Below are 20,597 nucleotides of genomic sequence, written 5' to 3'. Positions count from 1 at the left end.
AACGAGGCTTAGAAGTTTCCGTGCCTCAGAGATTGTGTGTCCGGAGAACCTTTTCAGCCACGGCTTCGGGGGTGATGCCGAAGTGCTTGTACAGGTCCTTGTAGGGCGCGCTCGCCCCAAACCCATGCATGCCGACGAAAATTCCGTCGGGGCCGATGACCGAATCCCAGCCGAAGCGCACGGCTGCCTCGACCGCAACCTTGATCGGCGCATCGCCGATGATGCGGGCGCGGACCTTCTCCGGCTGGGCCAGGAACAGGTCGAGCGAGGGCACGGAAACCACACGGGCTTCGAAATTCTGCTCGGCAAGAAGCTTCTGGGCGGCGAGCGCGATCTCGACCTCGGAACCGGAGGCGAAGATGGTGGCGCGGGCCTTGCCATTCGCCGGCGAGAGTTCGTAGGCGCCGGTAGCGGAGAGGTTGTTCGCACCGCTGTCCTTGCGCACCTGCGGCAGGTTCTGGCGGGTCAGCGCCAGCGTCGATGGGCCGTCGGTGCGCTCGAGGGCGAGCTGCCAGGCCTCCGCCGTCTCGATGGCGTCCGCCGGGCGGAACACGCGCATCTTCGGCATGGCGCGAAGCGCAGCCAGATGCTCCACCGGCTGGTGGGTCGGGCCGTCTTCGCCCAGCCCGATCGAGTCGTGGGTCATCACGTAGATCGCCGGGATGCCGGCGAGCGCCGCGATGCGCATGGCGGGGCGGGCATAATCGGTGAAGACCAGGAAGGTCGCACCGGCGGGCACATAGCCGCCATGGAGCGCAATGCCGTTCATGGCCGCGGCCATGCCGTGCTCGCGGATGCCGTAATGGATGTAGCGGCCGGCATAATTGCCGGGCGATATCGCGGTCAGGTTCTTGGTCTTTGTGTTGTTCGAGGGCGTCAGGTCGGCCGAGCCCAGCACCAGCTCCGGCACGGCCTCGGTGAGGACCTCGAGCGCGATCTCGCTCGCCTTGCGGGTGGCGACGTTCTGCGGCTCGGCGACGAGCCTGTCCTTCAGCTTGGCGACGGCGTCGGCAAGGCCGTTCGGGCGCACGCCCTTCACGCGGCGCTCGAATTCGGCGCGCTTCTCCGCCGGCAAGGCCTTCAGGCGATCGGTCCAGGCCTTGCGCAGGCGACGGCCCTTCTTGCCGGCCTTGGCCCAGGCGTCGCGGATGTTGTCCGGGATCGTGAAGGCTTCATGGTTCCAGCCATAGGCGGCCTTGGCGCCGGCAAGCTCCTCGGCGCCGAGCGGCTCGCCGTGGGCCTTCGAGGTGCCGGCCTTCTTCGGGGCGCCGTAGCCGATGGTGGTCTTGCACGCGATCAGGGTCGGCTTGTCGGATTTCTGGGCCCGGGCGATGGCGCGCTGGATCGCCTTCGGATCGTGACCGTCGACGCGCAGAGCGTTCCAGTTGCAGGCCTGGAAGCGCTTCACCTGGTCGACGGAATCCGAGAGCGACAGGGGACCGTCGATGGAGATTTCGTTGTCGTCCCACAGGACGATCATGCGGTTGAGCTTCAGGTGGCCCGCGAGCGCGATCGCTTCCTGGCTGATGCCCTCCATGAGATCGCCGTCGGAGGCGAGCACATAGGTATGGTGGTCGACGAGGTCGTCGCCGTAGTCCGCGTTGAGCATGCGCTCGGCAAGCGCGAAGCCGACCGCCGTGGCGATGCCCTGGCCGAGCGGGCCGGTGGTGGTCTCGACCCCGGGGGTCATGAAGTTCTCGGGGTGGCCCGGGGTCTTCGAGTCGAGCTTGCGGAAGTTCTTCAGCTCGTCGATGGTCATGCCCTTCACGCCCGTCAGGTGCAGGAGCGAATAGAGCAGCATCGAGCCGTGGCCGGCCGACAGGATGAACCGGTCGCGGTCGGGCCAGGTCGGGTCCGTGGCGTCGTATTTCAGGAACTTTGTGAACAGCACCGTGGCGATGTCGGCGGCGCCCATGGGCAGGCCGGGATGGCCGGATTTGGCTTGTTCGACGGCGTCCATGGCGAGGACGCGCACGGCGTTCGCCAGATCGGAATGGGTGACGCGATCGGCGGGGACGGTATCTTGCACGGCGAGATCCACAGTCTTGAGGGCCCCGCAACGGGGCGGTCTGTCCGGAGAAAGGCGTGGGCTCCTTAACACGCGACCGGGGCGAGTCAAAGGCACCTGGCGGCTAATTCCCCTTCAGGAGCGTTGTCAGCGCCATGCTTGAGGCTATCCTGCTCGAGGCATTTTCCAGCAGAAAACCGGGTCCACTTTTCCGGACTATGGGGTAGTGTCGTTCCCGATTCCTGGAGGCATGATGGCGGCACCCACACTCGACGAGGCGATGAAGCGGCTGGAAGTAGCTCTCGGGCTTCTGGAGGCTTCGATCTCGCGGCGCCTGGATGCCGATACGCGGCGCGGCGGCCTGGAGACCGAACTGCAGCTGATGCAGGACGACCGGGCCCGCCTTGCCGTCGAGCTCGATGGGGCGCTCACCCGCCTGCACCGCTTCGAGGCCGCCACCGACGATGTGAGCCGCAGGGTCCGGCATGCGATCGGCGCGGTCGAGACCGTGCTCGCCCAGGCCGGCCAGCTCGTGACCGAGGAGGGCTGAGGATGCCCCAGGTCACCGTGACCATTGCCGGCCACACCTACCGGATCTCCTGCGCCGAGGGCGAGGAGGGCCATCTTGAAGGCCTTGCCGCGGCCTATGATGCGAGGGTCGAGGAAATGCGCGGATCCTTCGGCGAAATCGGCGACCTTCGCCTCCACGTCATGGCGGCCATCGCGCAGGCCGACGAGCTGCACGAGACCCGGCAGCGCATCGCCGCGCTCGAAGCCGAGGTGGCGGCGCTCAACAGCGTCAACACTGCGAGGGACGAGCGCCTGGAGCGGATCGAGCTGCGGCTCGCCGAGGGCATCCAGATGGCGGCGGAACGGATCGAAGGCCTCGCACGCAGCCTCAACGGGGCGGGGCAGGGGTAGCACACCATTGTCATTCCGGGGCGCCGCAGGCGAACCCGGAACCCATAAACATGTCGTCTCAAGAAAGAGCGATCGGCGTTGTGCCTCTTCTGCACCGTCGGCGGTTATGGGTTCCGGGCTCCGCTGCGCGGCCCCGGAATGACAGAGGGCGCCTTTCTCGCTCCTCCCTCAAACTTTCCCCTTCCCCCGGGCGCTTCCGATCCCTACATAGACAGGGCGGGGCTGCGGGGCGCGTTAGGAGTTCATATTCCCCGGGGCCTTATCGATCCTGAAGGGAGCTGTCCCTGACCCGGTCCCTGGACCGGGACATACGGCGCCCACCTACTTTGTAGGTTCCCGGGATCGCTTCTCCGACGGTTTCTGTGGCTCCGCACCTTCATGCAATCTCCTTCCCCTCCCGAATCGAAAGAGCGCCTGCGCAGCGAAATGCTCGCGCGCCGCGATGCGCTCGACGAGGGCGTTCGCGGAGAGGCCGCCAGCCAGATCCTGCGCCGCGTTCTCGATTGCCCAGACCTCGAGGGCGTCACGCCCGTCGGCGCCTATTGGCCGATCCGCAGCGAGGTCGATCCGCGCCCGCTCATGGAGGCGCTGCTCCAGCGCGGGCAGGATGTCGCCCTTTCCCAGATCCTTCATCCCCACTTGAGCTGGCGCCTCTGGCAGCCCGGCGACGTGCTGATCAAGGGCGGCTTCGGCGTGCGCGAGCCGGGGCCCGATGCGCCCGAGGTTTTCCCCAAGGCGCTCATCGTGCCGCTCGTCGCCTTCGACCGCAGGGGAGGGCGCATCGGCTACGGCAAAGGGCATTTCGACCGGGCCATCGCGGCGCTCGAAGCGCAGCATCCGGTCTTGACGGTCGGGCTCGCTTATGCGGTTCAGGAGATCGACGAGGTTCCGATCGAGCCCCATGACCGGCTCCTCGACATCATCGTCACGGAAGCCGAGCTCATTCGGACCAAACCCGCATAGGGACCCATCATGCGTCTTCTTTTTCTCGGCGACATCGTCGGGCGGCCGGGCCGCAATGCGGTGATCGAGCGCCTGCCCGGCCTTCGCGACCGCTGGCAGCTCGACTGCGTCGTCATCAACGGCGAGAATTCCGCCGGCGGCTTCGGCCTCACCGAGGCGATCTGCGACGAGATTCTGGCCGCCGGCGCCGATGCCGTCACCCTCGGCAACCATTCCTGGGACCAGCGCGAGACCCTCGTCTTCATCGAGCGCCAGCCGCGGCTCTTACGCCCGGTGAATTATCCGCCCGGCACGCCCGGACGCGGCGCGAACCTCATCGACACTCGCTCAGGGGCCCGGGTTCTCGTGATCAACGTCATGGGCCGCCTCTACATGGATCCCCTCGACGATCCCTTCGCGGCGGTCGACCGCGAGCTCGAGACCTGCCCCATGGGCCAGGTGGCCGATGCGGTGATCGTCGACGTCCACGCGGAGGCGACGAGCGAGAAGGAGGCCATGGGCCATTACTGCGACGGGCGCGCGAGCCTGATCGTCGGTACCCACACCCATGTGCCGACCGCCGACCATCGTGTGCTGCCCGGCGGCACGGCCTACATGTCGGACGCGGGCATGTGCGGCGATTACGATTCCGTGCTCGGCATGCAGAAGGAGGAATCGATCCGCCGCTTCCTTCAGAAGACTCCCGGTCCGCGCATGGAACCGGCCCTCGGCGAGGGCACGCTCTCCGGCATCGCGGTGGAGACCGACGATCGCACCGGCTTGGCGAAGCGCGTCGCCGCGGTGCGGCTCGGGCCGAACCTGGAAGAGACCTGGCCGCGGTTCTGGGATTGAGTAGCATCCTTTGACGTCATGGCCGGGCTTGTCCCGGCCATCCCGATACGGTGGGGCGCAGCGCTTATCCAGTCGGGATCACCGGCACAAGGCCGGTGATGACGTGAGACGTTTGGATGGGAATCGCTCGGCGACACACACTCCCTTGGCGGGGAGCGTTGCCGTTCCCATCTCTCCCGTCACGGAGGAAACCGGTGGACGCGGATACAGAGTCGAAGGGCGCGAAGAAGAGCATCTATCGCGAGGAGAGCGAATTCCACCGGGCGCATGAGCACCAGAGCGCCTCGGCGGTGCTGCGTGCCGTGATCGACGAGGCCAAGGGCGAGACGATTTCCATCCGCGAGATCATCGAGGCCTTCGGCGAGCGCGCTTTCGGATTCGTGCTGATCCTGTTCTCCCTGCCCAATTGCGTGCCGGCTCCGCCTGGCATCGCGGGCATCGTCGGTACTCCGGTCCTGATCTTCGGCATCCAGATGATGCTGGGCCATAAGAGGCCGTGGCTGCCGGGCTTCATCCTGCGGCGCACGGTCTCGACCGCGAAGTTCAAGCGCCTGATCGACATCGCCGAGCCCAGGCTGCAGAAGCTCGAGAGCTATTGCAGGCCGCGGCTGCTCCAGCTCTTCGGCCCTTTCGGCGACCGGGTGGTGGGGTTCTTCGCCTTCCTGGTCGCCGTGTCGGTGCTGATCCCGTTCCCGGGCACCAATTTCCCGCCCTCCATCGCGCTGGTGATCGCGTCCATCGCCATCATGGAGGAGGACGGCTATCTGCTGATCGTCGGCTATCTCATCGGCTTCGCGGGCCTCGCCTATACGGCCACGGTCGTCGGCGCATCCTATCACCTCATCCTGGCGACCATTCACAACCTGCCGTCCTGGCTCGGGTTTTAAGGGCTTTGCCTGATGCCCTCCGCCGTCCTATAAGCCTGCCATCGTCAACTTTTCCGGCCTGACGGGCGCTTGAACCCAAGCTGCCCTCGGCCGAATATTCCGGAGGCCCCCATGGCCGGGCATTCACAGTTCAAGAATATCATGCACCGCAAGGGCAAGGTGGACGCGGTGCGCTCCAAGGTGTTCTCCAAGCTCGCCCGAGAGATCACCGTGGCGGCCAAGATGGGCATGCCCGATCCCAACATGAACCCGCGCCTGCGCGCCGCGATCCTCGCAGCGCGGGCCGAGAACATGCCCAAGGACAACATCCAGCGCGCCATCAACAAGGCCGCCGGCAATGACGGCGAGAACTACGACGAGATCCGCTACGAGGGCTACGGCCCCGGCGGCGTCGCCCTCATCGTCGAGGCGATGACCGACAACCGCAACCGCACCGCCTCCGACATCCGCTCCTACTTCACCAAGAGCGGCGGCAACCTCGCCGAAACAGGCGCGGTCTCCTTCATGTTCGACCGGGTCGGCTATATCGAGTTCGGGCCGGACGTCGCCGATGCGGACGCCGTGCTGGAAGCCGCCATCGACGCCGGCGCCGACGACGTGGTCTCCTCCGAGAACGGCCACGAGATCTATTGCGACCAGGGCTCGCTCAACGAGGTGACCAAGGCGCTCGAGGACAAGTTCGGCGAGCCGAAAGCCTCCAAGCTGGTCTGGAAGCCCCAGACCCCCGTCGCCGTCGACGACGAGGCCGGCGAGAAGCTCATGCGGCTCATGGAGTCGCTGGAAGAGCACGACGACGTCCAGAACGTCTACGGCAATTTCGAGCTCTCCGAAGCTCTGATGCAGAAGATGGCTGGGTAAGGCAGCATTGTCGTCATGGCCGGACTTGATCCGGCCATCCACGCCTTTGCGGGGTAAGAAGACGTGGGTGCCCGGGACGAGCCCGGGCATGACGGTGGAGTACGATCTTTGAGCGAACGCGTCCGCATCCTCGGCCTCGATCCCGGCCTGCGTAATACCGGCTGGGGCGTCATCACCGTCGAGGGGACCAAGCTGTCCTTCGTCGCCTGCGGGGTCGTGACCTCGGATGGCGATCTCGACCTGGCCTTGCGCCTCAAGCAGCTCCACGACCGGCTGACCGAGGTGATCCGCACCTGGACGCCCGACGAGGTGTCGGTGGAGGAAACCTTCGTCAACAAGGACGCCCAGGCGACCCTGAAGCTCGGCCAGGCTCGCGCCATGTCCCTGCTGGTGCCGGCTCTCCACGGCCTGCCGGTGGCGGAATACGGCGCCAACCAGGTCAAGAAGACCGTGGTCGGCGTCGGCCATGCGGACAAGGACCAGGTCCAGGCCATGGTGAGGATCCTTCTTCCCAAGGCCGACTTCAAGAAGGCCGACGCGGCCGACGCGCTCGCCATCGCCATCGCCCACGCCCACCACCGCAAGGCCCGCGCTTTGGCGGCGAGCTATTAATTTGTTACAGAAATGCAGAGCGTCATCCCGGACGGCGTGAGCCGATCCGGGATCGTCGGACGAATGAGGCGCCTCTTCCCTCCCCCTTGCGGGGAGGGGGTAGGGGTGGGGGTGGTGCGACTGGGTGGGCGATCAGGTGAGACCGGCACTGTATTGACCTCATGCGTCCATGATGAGGCGCAGCGTTTTGACTTTTCGACCCCCACCCTCAATCCCTCCCCGCAAGGGGGAGGGAAGCAGGAGCAGAGACGAACGTGATCGGCAAACTCAAAGGCGTGGTCGATTCCTACGGCGAGGATTTCGTGATCCTCGACGTGCATGGGGTCGGCTATGTGGTTCATTGCTCCTCCCGAACGCTTCAGAATCTGCCGCCCACCGGTGAGGCGGCGGTGTTGTCCATCGAGACCCATGTCCGCGAGGACATGATCCGCCTCTTCGGCTTCCGTTCGGATTCGGAGCGCGAATGGTTCCGCCTGCTGCAATCGGTCCAGGGCGTCGGCTCCAAGGTGGCGCTCGGCATCCTCTCCGTGCTCGATCCAGGCAGCCTGGCGACCGCCATCGCCACCGCCGACAAGGCCTCCGTCGCCCGCGGGCCTGGCGTCGGGCCGAAGCTCGCGCAGCGCATCGTGTCGGAGCTGAAGGACAAGGCCCCGGCCTATGCCTCCGTCGACCCGGCCCTCATCCGCCTCACCGGCGCCGTCGAGGACAAGAGCGCGCCGGCCCCCGTGGCCGACGCCATCTCGGCCCTGGTCAATCTCGGCTACCCCCAGGTCCAGGCCTCCGCCGCCGTCGCCGCCGCCATGAAGCAGGCCGGGGACGAGGCCGAGGCCAAGACGCTGATCCGACTGGGATTGCGGGAGCTGGCGCGGTAGTCTCTGTCAGCTCCGGCGTCAGGGCTCCCTCTTTTTCATCGCGCTTTTCGCGGGTATCCACGCCTTCTGCAACGTTGTGGTTCTTAAGACGTGGGTGGCCGGACCAAGTCCGGCCATGACGTGAGAGGTGATGACGGGTCCCGATTGCCCATGGGCGTGTTCCTGTTTTGATCTTGTTAAAGGTAGCGTATTAGAAAGGCTGCCTTTATATGAAGCCCCTGGAAGGTGAGCCTCTTTGACCGATTCCCGCCGCCTGATCAGCCCCGAAAAGCGCGAGGACGATGCCGAAGCATCGATCCGGCCGCTTTCGCTCGACGATTTCACGGGCCAGAAGGCCGCGCGCGCCAATCTCCAGGTCTTCATCGATGCCGCGAAATCGCGCGGCGATGCCCTCGACCACGTGCTCTTCGTCGGCCCGCCGGGCTTAGGAAAAACCACGCTCGCCCAGATCGTCGCCCGCGAGCTCGGCGTCAATTTCCGCTCGACGTCCGGCCCCGTCATCGCCAAGGCGGGCGACCTTGCGGCGCAGCTCACCAACCTGGAAGAGCGCGACGTGCTCTTCATCGACGAGATCCACCGCCTCAACCCGGCGGTCGAGGAAATCCTCTATCCCGCCATGGAGGATTATCAGCTCGACCTGATCATCGGCGAGGGCCCGGCGGCGCGTTCGGTGAAGATCGAGCTGCCGAAATTCACGCTCGTCGGCGCCACCACCCGCGCGGGCCTCCTCACCACGCCCTTGCGCGACCGTTTCGGCATCCCGATCCGGCTCGAATTCTACACGGTCGACGAGCTCGAGCTGATCGTGCGCCGCGGCGCCCGCGTGCTCGGCCTCGGCATGAGCGAGGAGGGCGCGAACGAGATCGCCCGCCGCTCCCGCGGCACGCCGCGTATCGCCGGACGCCTGCTGCGCCGGGTGCGCGACTTCGCCATCGTGGAGGGCGTCCAGACCGTCTCCCGCGATCTCGCCGACCGGTCGCTTCGCCTCCTCGACGTCGATCCCATCGGCCTCGACCTGATGGACCGCAAATACCTGACCATGATCGCCAATTCCTTCGGCGGCGGCCCGGTCGGCATCGAGACCATCGCGGCGGCGCTGTCCGAGCCGCGCGATGCCATCGAGGACATCATCGAGCCTTACCTGATCCAGAAGGGCTTCGTGCAGCGCACTCCGCGCGGGCGCGTCCTCACCCCGCATGCCTTCAAGCACCTGGGCATTCCGGAGCCTTCCCGCGAAACGGCGGCGCAGTTCGGGCTGTTCAACGGGGCTGGGGATGAGTGAGAGGCGTAACCAGTTTCCCTCCCCCCTTGTGGGGGAGGGTAGGGAGGGGGGTGTTGGCGCCGGACCTTCGTCTGTTGGCGCTCATACCCCCCTCTCCGGCTCTCCCCCACAAGGGGGGAGAGGGGTCGTTGGCTCCCACCTCTCCGGCTTCATGCAGGACGGCGCGCATATCCTCCCCATCCGCGTCTACTACGAGGACACGGATTTCTCCGCCCGTGTCTACCATGCGAGCTATCTGCGCTTCATGGAGCGCGGCCGCACCGAGCTGTTGCGGGCGGTCGAGGTGGCGCAGTCGGACCTTCACGCCGACATGAACGGCCTCGCCTTCGTCGTCCGCAAGATGATTATCGATTTCCGCGGCGGTGCGGTCATGGACGACGTGCTCACCATCGTCACCCGCCCGAAGGAGATGCGCGGCGCCTCGATGACGCTTGCCCAGGAGGTCCGGCGCGGCGACGAGGTTCTGGTCGCCGCAGACGTCATGGTCGCCGCGGTCAGGGGAGGGCGGGCCGTGCGCATCCCGGACGAGCTGCGGGCGGCGCTGACGATCAGTGCGCCCTGAAGCGTAGCCCAAATCAATATCCACTGAAGCCCTCATCCTGAGGAGGCCATCAGGCCGTCTCGAAGGACGAGGGCGTCTCCAGTGCTCCCTGGAACCTCCTTCGAGACGCAGCTGCGCTGCTCCTCAGGATGAGGGTAGAGCCTAATGGGCCAGATTTTTCGACCTACGACGCCTTGTCGAGCACCGGCGTGCCCATCTTGAACCAGGCTTTCGCGATCTTGCCGCCTTCGACCTCGTAGATCGCGATCACATCCACGCGACCCGGGCCTTCCGGAAAATTGCGGGTTACGATCTCCCGGTCGACGACGAGATTGCCGACATTCATCCGGCCGACGAGCTCCCCGAAGAGATTGGGTTCCTGAAACCGGGCGATATGGCGCTCACGGATCTGCGCGGCACCTTCCGCCAGAAGGTCGGACGGGAAGCCAAAGTACTGCGCATCCTCGTCCCAGCAGCTCATGAAGGCGTCGATGTCCTTGGCGTTATAGGCCTCGAGCTGCCTGCCCACCACGTCGGCCGGATCGATCTGCGGCTCAGCCATCGCGGTCTCGTTCCTTTCAATCGCCCATGGACAGTGTTGCATCCGGCGTCACGACGGACGAGCTGAAGCGATGGGGTCGGATGCCGTATGGGCAGATGCATCCGGGGTCTGCTTCAAATGCAGACCATCCATAATTTCCATATTTATTTCAGGCAATTCGCCTCGATTAAGCTCAAGTTAAACCAGACCTTAACCCTACTCTGTGCTTAACAGGTAACGGTCTGGGACGATTGCGCGTGTTGTCGCCCGCCGCCCTTATTTTCGACAGATTCAAGGGCGAACGAGCAGTAATACAAGAACAGATTTTCCTAAGACCATTCTGCGGTGGGTCCTGGATCTCCTTCCAGGGCTGCTCGAAGAGCGAGGACGAGTTTCATGAACCCGGCTGATGTGGCCCAGGCCGTTCCTGTGGCCCACGACATGTCCTTCTTTGGCCTGTTCTGGCAGGCTCATCTCATCGTCAAGCTCGTGATGCTGGGCCTGCTCGCCGCTTCCGTCTGGTGCTGGGCCATCATCATCGACAAGACCCTGCTCTACGGCCGCACCAAGCGCGCCATGGACCGTTTCGAGGACATTTTCTGGTCCGGCCAGTCGCTCGAGGAGCTTTTCCGCTCCCTCCAGAGCCGTCCGGCCACGGGCCTCGCCGCCGTCTTCGTCGCCGCCATGCGCGAGTGGAAGCGCTCCTTCGAAGGCTCGGGTCGCTCGTTCCAGAGCCTGCCGCAGCGCATCGACAAGGTGCTCGACGTCACCATCCAGCGCGAGGTGGAGCGCCTCAACGCCCGCCTGACGGTATTGGCCTCCATCGGCTCCGCCGGTCCCTATATCGGCCTCTTCGGCACCGTGATCGGCATCATGAATTCCTTCACCTCGATCGCGGCCTCCAAGAACACCAGCCTCGCGGTCGTGGCTCCGGGCATCGCGGAGGCGCTGTTCGCCACCGCCATCGGCCTCTTCGCGGCCATTCCCGCCGTGCTCGCCTACAACAAGCTGAATTCCGAGGTCAGCAAGCTGCAATCGCGGCTCGAAGGCTTCGCCGATGAGTTCTCGGCCATCCTGTCGCGCCAGATCGACGAGCGTATCGGCCATGCCGGCCGTCCCCCGGCCAACGCCGCTTAAAGGGGAACCGGCATGGCGATGATCACAGGAGCGGCAGGAGGCGGACGGCGGCGCAGGCGCGCCCGCACGGCCGGTGCGATCAACGAGATCAACATGACGCCGTTCATCGACGTCATGCTGGTGCTGCTCATCATCTTCATGGTGGCAGCCCCCATGATGACGGCCGGCGTGCCGCTCGATCTGCCGCAGACCAAGGCCGCGCCGCTGAATTCCGATGCGACGCCGGTGACGCTCTCCATCAAGGCGAACGGCCAGGTGTTCCTGGGGGAGAGCGAGCTTACGGACGAGGCCATCGTCGGCAAGCTCGCGGAGGTCTCGAAGTCGGGCTTCGATGAGCGTATCTTCGTCCGCGGGGACAAGAAGGTCGATTACGGACGCGTCGCCCAGGTGATGTCGATCGTGACGACGGCGGGGTACAAGCGCGTCGCCCTCGTGACCGAGGTCGACCAGCGCTGAGCGGGATAAGGACAAGGGGCAAACAAACGTGGCGTTGAAGCTGAAATTCAACACCTCCGAGCCGGGCTTCTGGGTCTCGGGCGTCGCGCACGCCTCGCTTCTGGCTGCCGCCATGATCGGCCTGTCCGCCGTCTCGGAGTTTCCCGAGGCGCAGGAAGGCATCCCCGTCGAGATCATCACCGACAATCAGCTCTCGCAGATCACCAAGGGCGAGACCAACGCCAAGGCACCGCAACCGAAGCCGCGTGCCGAGCGCGTCGCCGACAAGGCCGAGATTAAGGATCCCGGCGAGGACAAGCGCGACGCTCCCGCGCCGCCCAAGCGTCCGGAGGAGATGAAGGTCGCCGACAAGGAAGAGCCGGTCGCCGCCCAGCCGCCGCCGCCCGCGCCGCCGACCCGCTCGCAGGAAGAAAAGGCCGCCGAGGCCAAGGCTGCGGAAGAGAAAAAGCTGCAGGAAAAGGCGGAAGCCGAGGCCATCGAGAAGGCCAAGGCCGCCGAGCAGGCCAAGATCGAGGCCGCAGCGAAGGCCAAGGCCGAAGCTGAGGCGAAAGCCAAGGCCGAGGCGGAAGCCAGGAAGGTCGCAGAGGCCAGGGCGAAGGCTGAAGCGGAAGCCAAGGCGAAAGCCGAGGCGGAAGCGAAGAAGCTTGCGGAAGCCAAGGCCAAGGAAGAGGCCGAGGCCAAGGCGCGCAAGGAAGCGCAGGCCGCCAAGAAGCTCGACATGGGCGACCTGAAGCAGTTCCTCGACAGCAAGGAAAAGCATCAATCCACCGGCGCGACCGGCGCGGAGGTCCAGAAGACCGCTTCGCTCGGCACCGCGACGGGATCGGCTGCGAAGCTGTCGCCGAGCCTGCGCGATGCCCTCATCGGCCTGCTGGTCTCGCAGATCGAGCGCTGCTACAGCGCGCCGATCGCGGCCTCGGGCGGACAGGTCACGGCCCCGATCCTCGATATCCGCCTCAACCAGGACGGCTCGCTCAGCACCGAGCCGCGGGTTCTTCAGGCGGGGAGCTCCTCCACCGACCGCGCGGTCGCGGATGCCGCCGTCAGGGCCATCCGCCGGTGCCGCCAGTTCGAGATCCCGGCGAAATTCGCGCCGTATTACTCCGACTGGAAGGTCCTGAACGTCCAGTTCGACCCTCCTCTCTCTTAAAGCCCATCAAGCTTGAGACATCATCCCATGATTACCCGCTTCGTTTCCCGTTTTCTCGTCGCATTGGCCGTCGTCCTGCCGATGGCGGTGCTCGTGCCCGCAGCGCAGGCGCAGCTCTCGTTCCGCGTCGGACCGGGCGGCCAGTTCCAGCCCATGCCCATCGCCATTGCCGATTTCTCCGGCGAGGGCGATCTCGGCCAGCGCGTCTCCGGCATCATCACCAACAACCTGCAGCGCTCGGGCTATTTCGCACCGCTCGACAAGTCGCGCTTTCCCGAGCGTCCGTCCTTCGACGCCGCTCCGCGCTTCGATGCCTGGAAGATGGCGGGCGCCCAGGCGCTCGTGACGGGCCGCGTCTCGCGTGATCCCTCCGGCCGGCTTCGCGCCGAGTTCCGCCTGTGGGACATCGAATCGGGCCAGCAGCTTGCGGGCCAGCAATACGTTACGGACGCCAATTTCTGGCGCCGCGTCGGCCACATCATTTCCGATGCTGTCTACACCAAGGTCACCGGTTTCGGCGGCTTCTTCGACACGCGCATGGTGTTCGTCGATGAATCGGGCCCGAAGGAGCACCGTCGCAAGCGTCTCGCGATCATGGACCAGGACGGCGCCAATGTGCGCTACCTGACGCAAGGCGACACGTCCGTCGTGGCGCCGCGCTATTCGCCGGCGACGCAGGACATCACCTACATGTCGCAGGTCGAGGGCCAGCAGCCGCGCGTTCAGGTGATCAACCTGGAGAGCGGTTCGCGGCAGGTGCTCGGCAACTTCCCCGACATGGCCTCCTCGCCGCGCTTCGGGCCTGAGGGCCAGCGCATCGTCATGAGCCTGCAGCAGGGCGGCAACGCCAACATCTTCATGATGAATCTCGGCTCGCAGGCGACCACGCGCCTGACCTCGACGGGTGCCATCGACACCTCGCCGTCGTTCTCGCCGGACGGAAAGCAGATCGTGTTCGAGAGCGATCGCGGCGGCAAGCAGCAGATCTACGTGATGAACGTAGACGGCTCGGACCAGCGCCGCATCTCGTTCGGCGACGGCTCCTATTCGCAGCCGGCCTGGTCGCCGCGCGGCGACTACATCGCCTTCACCAAGCAGCGCGCCGGCGGCTTTGCCATCGGCATCATGAAGCCGGACGGCTCGGGCGAGCGCATCCTGACGGAAGGCTTCCACAACGAGAGCCCGACCTGGGCGCCCAACGGCCAGTACATCCTGTTCTTCCGCGATCCGGGCGGACAGGCCGGCGGCAAGCTCTACATGGTCGACATCACCGGCCGCGTCGAGCAGCCGGTGCCGACCCCGTCCTTCGCCTCCGACCCGACCTGGTCGCCGCTCCTGAGCGAGGCGCGGTAATCGCAACAGGCCCTCTCCCCCCTTGTGGGGGAGAGTTGGAGAGGGGGGTATGAGGGCGAACCTTTCAGGCTCCGGCGCCGGCACCCCCCTCCCTAGCCCTCCCCCACAAGGAGGGAGGGAAATAGCGCCACACTCGTTTTGCGATGCAGGATCATCGTTGACGCTCCCGACCACGAAGACAAAAGGGCGCCTAGAGGCGCTCTTACCTCTTGCCTTCTGCGCTCACGCCCGCATCGGAGTCGCAGTGCCCATCTCGTCCTTGCGGCCCTTGAGCTTGAAGGCGAGGGCGATGAGGGAGATGCCGAAGACGAGGGCGTAGGCGCCGAGCCACCAGGTCAGCACCACGGCGCCGACGAGCGGAGCGACCAGAAGCGCGATGCCGAACAGCACCGAGACGATGCCGCTGAAGATCAGCCAGCCGCGGCCGTAGGTTGCGTTGAGCTTGAACGCCGCCACGATCATCAGCACGCCGGTGATCAGCGACCACACCGCCATCAGGGTGACGAAGAACAGGACCGTCAGCCCCGGCATCAGGAAGGCGACAATGCCGACCAGGATGTTCAGGACGCCGGCGAGGATCAGCAGGCCCCAGCGCTGGTGGTTGGAGGCTGCCCTGATGCCCGAGACGATCTCGAACACGCCGTCGACCAGCATGTAGGCCGCGAAGACCCAGACCAGGGACAGGAGCGTCGCTCCCGGCGAGAAGAAGGCGATGAGCGCGAAGATGATGGCGAAAACGCCGCGGAGCGCCAGTGCCCACCAGTTCTGTGCCAGAAGCTGGCTCATGGCGTGGGTGCGGTCAAAGGAATCGAAAGAGCCTGTGGTGCCTGTAGCCATGGATGTCCTCCTCGAAAAGGGACGCAACGACCTTGACTGAGGTCAACGCCAAGCTTGACCGTTTGTTTCCCCTAAGTCACTTCCTCTTATTACCCTCTTCTTATTCCCCTGGAGGGGATTCATGCGCCTTGATCTGGGCGAGCTTGCGTCGCAGGGCGAGCTTGCGGCGCCTCAGGCGGACCCGCCGCTTCAGCCGGAAGGCGCGGATCAGCAGGGCGAGGGCGAGCCAGGCGAGGACGATCACGACTGGGGCCACGACCAGCACGGGCACGAACATGATCAGGGCGGCGAGGGCGAGAAGCGCGAAGCCGATGATGGCGACGCTGCCCGCCTCGGTCGCGGTCAGCGACCGCGAGCCGACGGCCTTGCCCACCGTGCTCGAGAGCGCCAGGGCGCCCGCCGCCAGCCTGCGTACGCCGCCCTTCTTCTTCGGCCGTAGCCCGCGTCGTGAGCGCATGTTCCTCGCCTGCCGGCGGCGGGATTGCCAGCCGGGAACGATCTCGGTCGCGTTGGCGAGATCTTCCAGATACATCGCCTCCATGGCCTCGGCGAAGGCCGTATCCTCGACCACCACGTCGAGCTCCCAATTGGTCGCCCAGCTCGCGATGTTGAGATTGGTCGAGCCGATACGGGCCCAGCGCCCATCCGACACCGCCGTCTTGGCGTGCAGCATGGAGCCGTTCCACTCGTAGACGCGGATGCCGGCCTCGATCAGCGAGCGGTAGCCCGCCCGCACCACCGGCTGCAGCGCCGGCACGTCACTCGATCCGGGCACGAGGATGCGCACGTCCACGCCGTCCCGCGCCGCCTCGCCGAGCGCCTGAACGTAGGAGGTGGTGGCGACGAAATAGGCATCCGTGAGCCAGAGATTGCGCTGCGCCGTCGCGGCGATGAACTGATCGACCCGGTAGGTCCGAAACATGCCGGGCTCGCCGCTGATCACCCGCGCCGCCACCGAGCCTGCCTGTGGGATGTCGTCCGCATCCGGCAGCTCCGATTTCGGGATCGGCTTCATGCCGGCGAGAACCCAGCTCTCCGCGAAAGTGGCGTCGAGGTCGGCTACCAGCGGTCCTTCCACGGAAAGGCCCGTGTCGCGCCAGGGCTCGCTTCCATTCTTGCCGATCCAGCTGTCGGAAATGCACAGGCCCGAAACGAACCCGATGCGGCCGTCGACGGTGATGAGCTTGCGATGGTTGCGGCGAACCCAGAACGGATCCGTCAGCCGGGGCGGATTGAAGACCCGGGTCTCGACCCCAGCCTCGCGCAGACGGCGCCAGTAGCCGGGCAGGGCGCGGAAGGTTGATCCGAGCCAATCGTAGAGAACGCGCACCCGAACGCCGGCGCGGGCCCGCTCGATCAGGGCATCCGCGAAGGCCCGGCCCGTCTCGTCGTCGGCGACGATGAAGTTCTCGAAATGGATGACGTCCTTGGCCTCGCGGATCGCCTCGAGCCAGGCGGGATAGTTCTCCCGCGAATCCCGCAGGAGCGCGATCGCATTGCCGTGGCGCAAATCGCTGTCGGCGATGCGGGCGAAGGCCCGCTCGAGACGCGGGTCGTCCATGCCCTGGCGATGGGGTCGTCCGAAACTCACAGGCTGGGTCGTCACGATATTCATGACCTCTCAACGCACGAGACCGGCAATTCGCAGCAGCTCAGCTTCGTTCTTACCCAACGGCACACTGCATAGGGTCACACGAAGTTCATTTACGGTGGATTAACCCTAACCCCAACTTCCACAACTTGGCCATAATTCACCTTAATCCCGCGTGTCGCCCCACCGGTTGACGGAACCCTCCTTTAACCATCCCCCCGATATGAAAGTCACAACGTTCGGCAAACGTATGTGTAAGGAGTATTGCCAATGATGACGCTGCGCGCCGTCAAGTTCGCCGCTGCTATCGTCCTCGCCCTCGGGGCGGCGGCGTGTTCGTCCAACAAAGATGGCATGGCCGATGGGGCCGGCGGTTTCGGTGCCGGCGGTGCGGCCACCCCCGGAAGTGCCCAGGATTTCGTCGTGAACGTGGGCGACCGCGTGTTCTTCGAGACCGACTCGACCGATCTCACCCCCACCGCCGTCGCGACCCTCGACAAGCAGGCCCAGTGGCTGCAGCGCTATCCGCAATACACCTTCATCCTCGAAGGCCATGCTGACGAGCGCGGCACCCGCGAGTACAACTTCTCGCTCTCGGCCCGCCGCGCGCAGGTCGTGCGCGACTACCTGATCTCCCGCGGCATCCCGGGCAACCGCTTCCGCACCGTGTCCTACGGCAAGGAGCGCCCGGTCGCGGTCTGCAACGACATCTCCTGCTGGTCGCAGAATCGCCGCGCCGTGACGGTGCTCGGCGGCGGCGCCGGGGCATAAAGCCTCACCGGCTTCAACCTCTCGTGAAAGCGAAGAGCGCCGCCACGACCTCGCCGTGGCGGCGCTTTTGTGTTATCGGCCTCCTCGATCGAGGACCTCACGGTAATCCCAGCATGTTTCGACGCCTGTTTGTCTTTTTCGCCTTAGCCATGGCTTCCGTTGGCCCCGCCGCGGCGCAGGATGCCGCCGACGCGATCGTGCGGCTGAACCGGCTCGAGAGCCAGTTCCGCCAGATCTCCGGCCAGATGGAGCAACTCCAATACGAGAACCGGCAGCTGAAGGATCAGCTGCGCAAGTTCCAGGAAGATGTGGAGTTCCGCTTCCAGGAGAGAAGCGGCGGCTCGCGGCCGTCCTCCTCACCCCCGACCGCGACGCCCTCGCGTCCGGCCCAGCCGCAGCCGGCACCCGCACAGCCTCAGCGCCGCAGCGATGTCTTCGATCCGTCCGAGACGCCGGATGCGCCCGGTTCGCCCCGGCCGCTCGGCTCGACGACGCCATCGGCCCCTCTCACGGCGGATGCGGGCCGTCCCATGCCGCTGCCCGGTGGGCAGCTGGCGGGAATCGGCGACCTCATCGAGCAGGACGGCGTTGACGGCGCGCCGATGGACGGGGGCGGGCACGACCGCGTGGGAGCCCTTCCGCAGGGCGCCATTGCCGAGCGTCCCGGCCCGAGCGTCGCTGCGACCAGCGTCGGCAACCCGCGTGCTGATTTCGATGCGGCCTACGCCTCGTTCTCGCAGAAGCAGTACGATCAGGCCGAGATGGGCTTCCGCCGCTTCCTCCAGTCCAACCCGCGCGACAAGCTCGTGCCCGAGGCGACGTTCTGGCTCGGCGAGACCTATCTCCAGCGCGGCCGCTACCGCGAGGCCGCGGAGCAGTTCCTGAACGTTTCCGCCGAACACCCCGATGCGTCCAAGGCTCCCGATGCCCTGCTGCGGCTCGGCATTTCGCTGAACGGGATCGGTGCCAAGGATCGCGCCTGCGCTGTCTTCTCCGAACTCGACCGCAAGTATCCGCAGGCCTCCGCCCCCGTCCGTCAGGCCTCCGACCGCGAGCAGAAGCGCATCAAGTGCAGCTGAGCCGCTGAAGAATTCGTAGGGCTTAAGCCATGTCCGCCCTTCCGCCGCCCGACGACAAGCTCTCGGACGATGGGCTGGACAGCCTCTTCGCTTCCCTCAATCGCGCCTCGGGCATCGTCGCCGCCGTTTCCGGCGGGCCTGACTCGATGGCGCTGATGCACCTTTTGGCCCGCTGGCGCGCCAGGTCCGACAAGCCGCCTGTTCTCGTCGCAACGATCGATCACGGCCTGCGGCCGGAAGCCGCCGACGAAGCCGCTTTCGTGGCCCGCGAGGCCGCCGCTCTCGGCCTGTCCCATCGCATCATGGTCTGGACGGGCGACAAGCCGTCGACCGGGATCCAGGAGGCGGCGCGCGAGGCGCGCTACCGGCTTCTCGTCGCCTATGCCCGCAAGGAAGGCGCCTCGCATCTCGTCACCGCCCATACCCTCGACGACCAGGCCGAGACGGTGATGATGCGGCTCTCCCGCGGCTCCGGTCTCTCCGGCCTCGCCGGCATGCGTCCTGAGACGGACAGGCAGGGCATTTGCCATGCGAGGCCGCTTCTCGACTGGCCGAAATCGCGCCTCCTCGACCTCTGCCATGGACAGGGCTGGCCCTTCGTCGTCGATCCTTCGAACGCGAGCGAGGATTATGCCAGGGTCCGCTGGCGCCGGCTCATGCCGCTTCTCGCGGAGGAGGGCCTGACGGCCGAGCGCCTCGCGCGCCTCGCGGAGCGGGCGGCCCAGGCCGACGCGGCGCTCGATCTCACGGCGCGGAAGGCGCTGGCGTGCGCCGCGCCGGTGCTCGCCGAGGGGGGCCTGTCCTTCAGGGGCGGCATCCTTGCCGACGAGCCGTTCGAGATCGCCCTGCGGGTGCTGGAACTGGCCCTTGCCCAGGCCGGTCTCGATCTGGACAATAGTCGCCTGAACAGACTGGAATCCTGCACCGTGCGTCTGCGCGAGGCCGTCCGGGCGGGGGAGGGGCTGCGCCTCACCATCGCAGGCGCGCTCGTGCGCCTGGGTCATTCGGGGCAGGTCTTCATTGCACCGGAACCGCCGCGCCGGCGCGGCCGTTAGCCAAATCTCTTAGCCGGGTGAATGGGATCGTGCCGCATGGGCGCCGCATTCCCTTGGCAAGGCGTGACGGTGTGCCTACATTGAGTTTAGCCGCGCGGGGAGATCTCCTCACGCTTCATCTCCCTCTGGGGCAGAACCTGATCCGATGAATTCAAATTTCCGCAACTTCGCCTTGTGGGTCGTCATTTTCCTCCTGGTGCTGGCGCTCGTGACCCTCTTCCAGAGCCCGGGCCAGCGCGGCGGCGGCAGCGACATCGCCTATAGCCAGCTTCTCAGCGATGCCGATTCTGGGCGCATTACCAGCGTGGTGATCTCCGGCCCGGAGATCAGCGGTACCTATACCGACGGTCGTACCTTCACGACCTACGCGCCGAGCGACCCGATGCTGGTGACGAAGCTGCAGCAGAAGGGCGTGCAGATCACCGCCCGTCCGCAATCGGATTCGACACCCTGGTTCATCGCGGTTCTCATGAACATCCTGCCCATCGCGCTGTTCATCGGCGCCTGGGTCTTCCTGTCGCGCCAGATGCAGAGCGGCGCCGGCCGGGCCATGGGCTTCGGCAAGTCTAAGGCGAAGCTCCTGACCGAGGCCCATGGCCGCGTCACCTTCGACGACGTCGCCGGCATCGACGAGGCCAAGGAGGACTTGCAGGAGGTCGTGGAGTTCCTGCGCGATCCGCAGAAGTTTCAACGCCTGGGCGGCCGCATTCCGCGCGGCGTGCTGCTCGTCGGCCCTCCCGGCACCGGTAAGACCCTGACGGCGCGAGCCGTCGCGGGCGAGGCCAATGTGCCGTTCTTCACCATCTCCGGCTCGGACTTCGTCGAGATGTTCGTCGGCGTCGGCGCCTCCCG

General features: G+C 66.0%; 22 protein-coding genes and 1 other RNA gene. 19 read left to right on the top strand and 4 right to left on the bottom strand.

Annotation, left to right across the window (positions count from 1 at the left end; all coding sequences use genetic code 11):
• Positions 1-25 precede the first annotated feature (25 nt).
• Positions 26-2,029, bottom strand: coding sequence for a transketolase (gene tkt, locus JKL46_RS17490; RefSeq protein WP_201835208.1), 2,004 nt, complete (start codon positions 2,027-2,029; stop codon positions 26-28).
• A 232-nt stretch (positions 2,030-2,261) separates the two neighbouring features.
• Here tkt and JKL46_RS17485 point away from each other — a divergent pair, with 232 nt between their 5' ends.
• The 11 genes from JKL46_RS17485 (at position 2,262) to ybgC (ending at position 9,796) form a co-directional block, all read left to right on the top strand.
• Positions 2,262-2,558, top strand: coding sequence for a DUF4164 domain-containing protein (locus tag JKL46_RS17485; RefSeq protein ID WP_246529366.1), 297 nt, complete (start codon positions 2,262-2,264; stop codon positions 2,556-2,558).
• Between the two features lie 2 nt (positions 2,559-2,560).
• Entirely contained in the window at positions 2,561-2,929 is a 369-nt protein-coding gene (locus JKL46_RS17480; RefSeq protein WP_201835204.1) for a cell division protein ZapA, read from the top strand.
• Between the two features lie 216 nt (positions 2,930-3,145).
• Positions 3,146-3,302: non-coding RNA, 6S RNA (ssrS, locus tag JKL46_RS17475), on the top strand.
• Positions 3,303-3,307: 5 nt separating this feature from the next.
• Positions 3,308-3,892, top strand: coding sequence for a 5-formyltetrahydrofolate cyclo-ligase (locus tag JKL46_RS17470; RefSeq protein ID WP_201835202.1), 585 nt, complete (start codon positions 3,308-3,310; stop codon positions 3,890-3,892).
• 9 nt (positions 3,893-3,901) lie between these two features.
• Entirely contained in the window at positions 3,902-4,723 is an 822-nt protein-coding gene (locus JKL46_RS17465; protein WP_201835201.1) for a TIGR00282 family metallophosphoesterase, read from the top strand.
• A gap of 194 nt (positions 4,724-4,917) precedes the next feature.
• The gene (locus tag JKL46_RS17460) at positions 4,918-5,610 is read left to right on the top strand and encodes an exopolysaccharide biosynthesis protein (protein ID WP_201835200.1); all 693 of its coding nucleotides are present in this window, start codon (positions 4,918-4,920) and stop codon (positions 5,608-5,610) included.
• A gap of 111 nt (positions 5,611-5,721) precedes the next feature.
• A complete protein-coding gene (locus JKL46_RS17455) occupies positions 5,722-6,468 on the top strand; it encodes a YebC/PmpR family DNA-binding transcriptional regulator (RefSeq protein ID WP_201835199.1) in 747 nt (248 codons plus the stop codon).
• A gap of 108 nt (positions 6,469-6,576) precedes the next feature.
• Positions 6,577-7,080, top strand: coding sequence for a crossover junction endodeoxyribonuclease RuvC (gene ruvC, locus JKL46_RS17450; protein WP_201835198.1), 504 nt, complete (start codon positions 6,577-6,579; stop codon positions 7,078-7,080).
• Between the two features lie 254 nt (positions 7,081-7,334).
• Positions 7,335-7,952: a Holliday junction branch migration protein RuvA gene (gene ruvA / locus JKL46_RS17445; RefSeq protein ID WP_201835197.1), complete on the top strand. Its 618-nt coding sequence runs from the start codon at positions 7,335-7,337 to the stop codon at positions 7,950-7,952.
• Positions 7,953-8,187: 235 nt separating this feature from the next.
• Positions 8,188-9,234: a Holliday junction branch migration DNA helicase RuvB gene (gene ruvB, locus JKL46_RS17440; protein ID WP_201835195.1), complete on the top strand. Its 1,047-nt coding sequence runs from the start codon at positions 8,188-8,190 to the stop codon at positions 9,232-9,234.
• A 151-nt stretch (positions 9,235-9,385) separates the two neighbouring features.
• Complete coding sequence (gene ybgC / locus JKL46_RS17435; protein ID WP_201835193.1) at positions 9,386-9,796, top strand: tol-pal system-associated acyl-CoA thioesterase; 411 nt, start codon at positions 9,386-9,388, stop codon at positions 9,794-9,796.
• A gap of 163 nt (positions 9,797-9,959) precedes the next feature.
• Here ybgC and JKL46_RS17430 read toward each other — a convergent pair whose 3' ends face one another.
• Positions 9,960-10,337: a nuclear transport factor 2 family protein gene (locus JKL46_RS17430; protein ID WP_201835191.1), complete on the bottom strand. Its 378-nt coding sequence runs from the start codon at positions 10,335-10,337 to the stop codon at positions 9,960-9,962.
• A 375-nt stretch (positions 10,338-10,712) separates the two neighbouring features.
• Between JKL46_RS17430 and tolQ the strand changes: the two genes are divergently transcribed.
• Genes tolQ through tolB form a run of 4 tightly spaced genes read left to right on the top strand, consistent with a single transcriptional unit; the run spans position 10,713 to position 14,412 of the window.
• Positions 10,713-11,453 carry a protein TolQ gene (gene tolQ, locus JKL46_RS17425; protein ID WP_201835189.1) on the top strand — a complete coding sequence of 247 codons (741 nt, stop codon included), beginning with the start codon at positions 10,713-10,715 and terminating at the stop codon, positions 11,451-11,453.
• 12 nt (positions 11,454-11,465) lie between these two features.
• On the top strand, positions 11,466-11,909 hold the full coding sequence (locus JKL46_RS17420; RefSeq protein ID WP_201835187.1) for an ExbD/TolR family protein: 444 nt from the start codon (positions 11,466-11,468) through the stop codon (positions 11,907-11,909).
• A 28-nt stretch (positions 11,910-11,937) separates the two neighbouring features.
• On the top strand, positions 11,938-13,059 hold the full coding sequence (gene tolA / locus JKL46_RS17415) for a cell envelope integrity protein TolA (RefSeq protein ID WP_343074075.1): 1,122 nt from the start codon (positions 11,938-11,940) through the stop codon (positions 13,057-13,059).
• Positions 13,060-13,086: 27 nt separating this feature from the next.
• Positions 13,087-14,412 carry a Tol-Pal system beta propeller repeat protein TolB gene (gene tolB / locus JKL46_RS17410; protein WP_201835185.1) on the top strand — a complete coding sequence of 442 codons (1,326 nt, stop codon included), beginning with the start codon at positions 13,087-13,089 and terminating at the stop codon, positions 14,410-14,412.
• 222 nt (positions 14,413-14,634) lie between these two features.
• Here the strand turns inward: tolB and JKL46_RS17405 are convergent, their stop codons facing one another.
• Both JKL46_RS17405 and JKL46_RS17400 read right to left on the bottom strand, forming a co-directional pair.
• Positions 14,635-15,249 (bottom strand): HdeD family acid-resistance protein, encoded by a 615-nt coding sequence (locus tag JKL46_RS17405; RefSeq protein ID WP_201835183.1) that lies wholly within the window; start codon positions 15,247-15,249, stop codon positions 14,635-14,637.
• A gap of 100 nt (positions 15,250-15,349) precedes the next feature.
• Positions 15,350-16,864, bottom strand: coding sequence for a phospholipase D-like domain-containing protein (locus JKL46_RS17400; RefSeq protein ID WP_201835181.1), 1,515 nt, complete (start codon positions 16,862-16,864; stop codon positions 15,350-15,352).
• 246 nt (positions 16,865-17,110) lie between these two features.
• Between JKL46_RS17400 and pal the strand changes: the two genes are divergently transcribed.
• From pal to JKL46_RS17380, 4 genes are all read left to right on the top strand, one after another.
• A complete protein-coding gene (gene pal, locus JKL46_RS17395) occupies positions 17,111-17,611 on the top strand; it encodes a peptidoglycan-associated lipoprotein Pal (RefSeq protein WP_201835179.1) in 501 nt (166 codons plus the stop codon).
• A 113-nt stretch (positions 17,612-17,724) separates the two neighbouring features.
• A complete protein-coding gene (gene ybgF / locus JKL46_RS17390) occupies positions 17,725-18,690 on the top strand; it encodes a tol-pal system protein YbgF (RefSeq protein WP_201835177.1) in 966 nt (321 codons plus the stop codon).
• Between the two features lie 29 nt (positions 18,691-18,719).
• Positions 18,720-19,745 (top strand): tRNA lysidine(34) synthetase TilS, encoded by a 1,026-nt coding sequence (tilS, locus tag JKL46_RS17385; RefSeq protein WP_201835175.1) that lies wholly within the window; start codon positions 18,720-18,722, stop codon positions 19,743-19,745.
• Positions 19,746-19,890: 145 nt separating this feature from the next.
• On the top strand, positions 19,891-20,597 hold a 707-nt coding region (locus JKL46_RS17380), incomplete at its 3' end, for an ATP-dependent metallopeptidase FtsH/Yme1/Tma family protein (protein ID WP_201835167.1).

The sequence above is a fragment of the Microvirga zambiensis WSM3693 genome (genome assembly GCF_016735695.1).
In the GTDB taxonomy this organism is placed as follows: Bacteria; Pseudomonadota; Alphaproteobacteria; order Rhizobiales; family Beijerinckiaceae; genus Microvirga; species Microvirga zambiensis.
The sequence above is the reverse complement of the archived record's forward strand: the minus strand, read 5'-3'. Positions and strand labels throughout refer to the sequence as shown.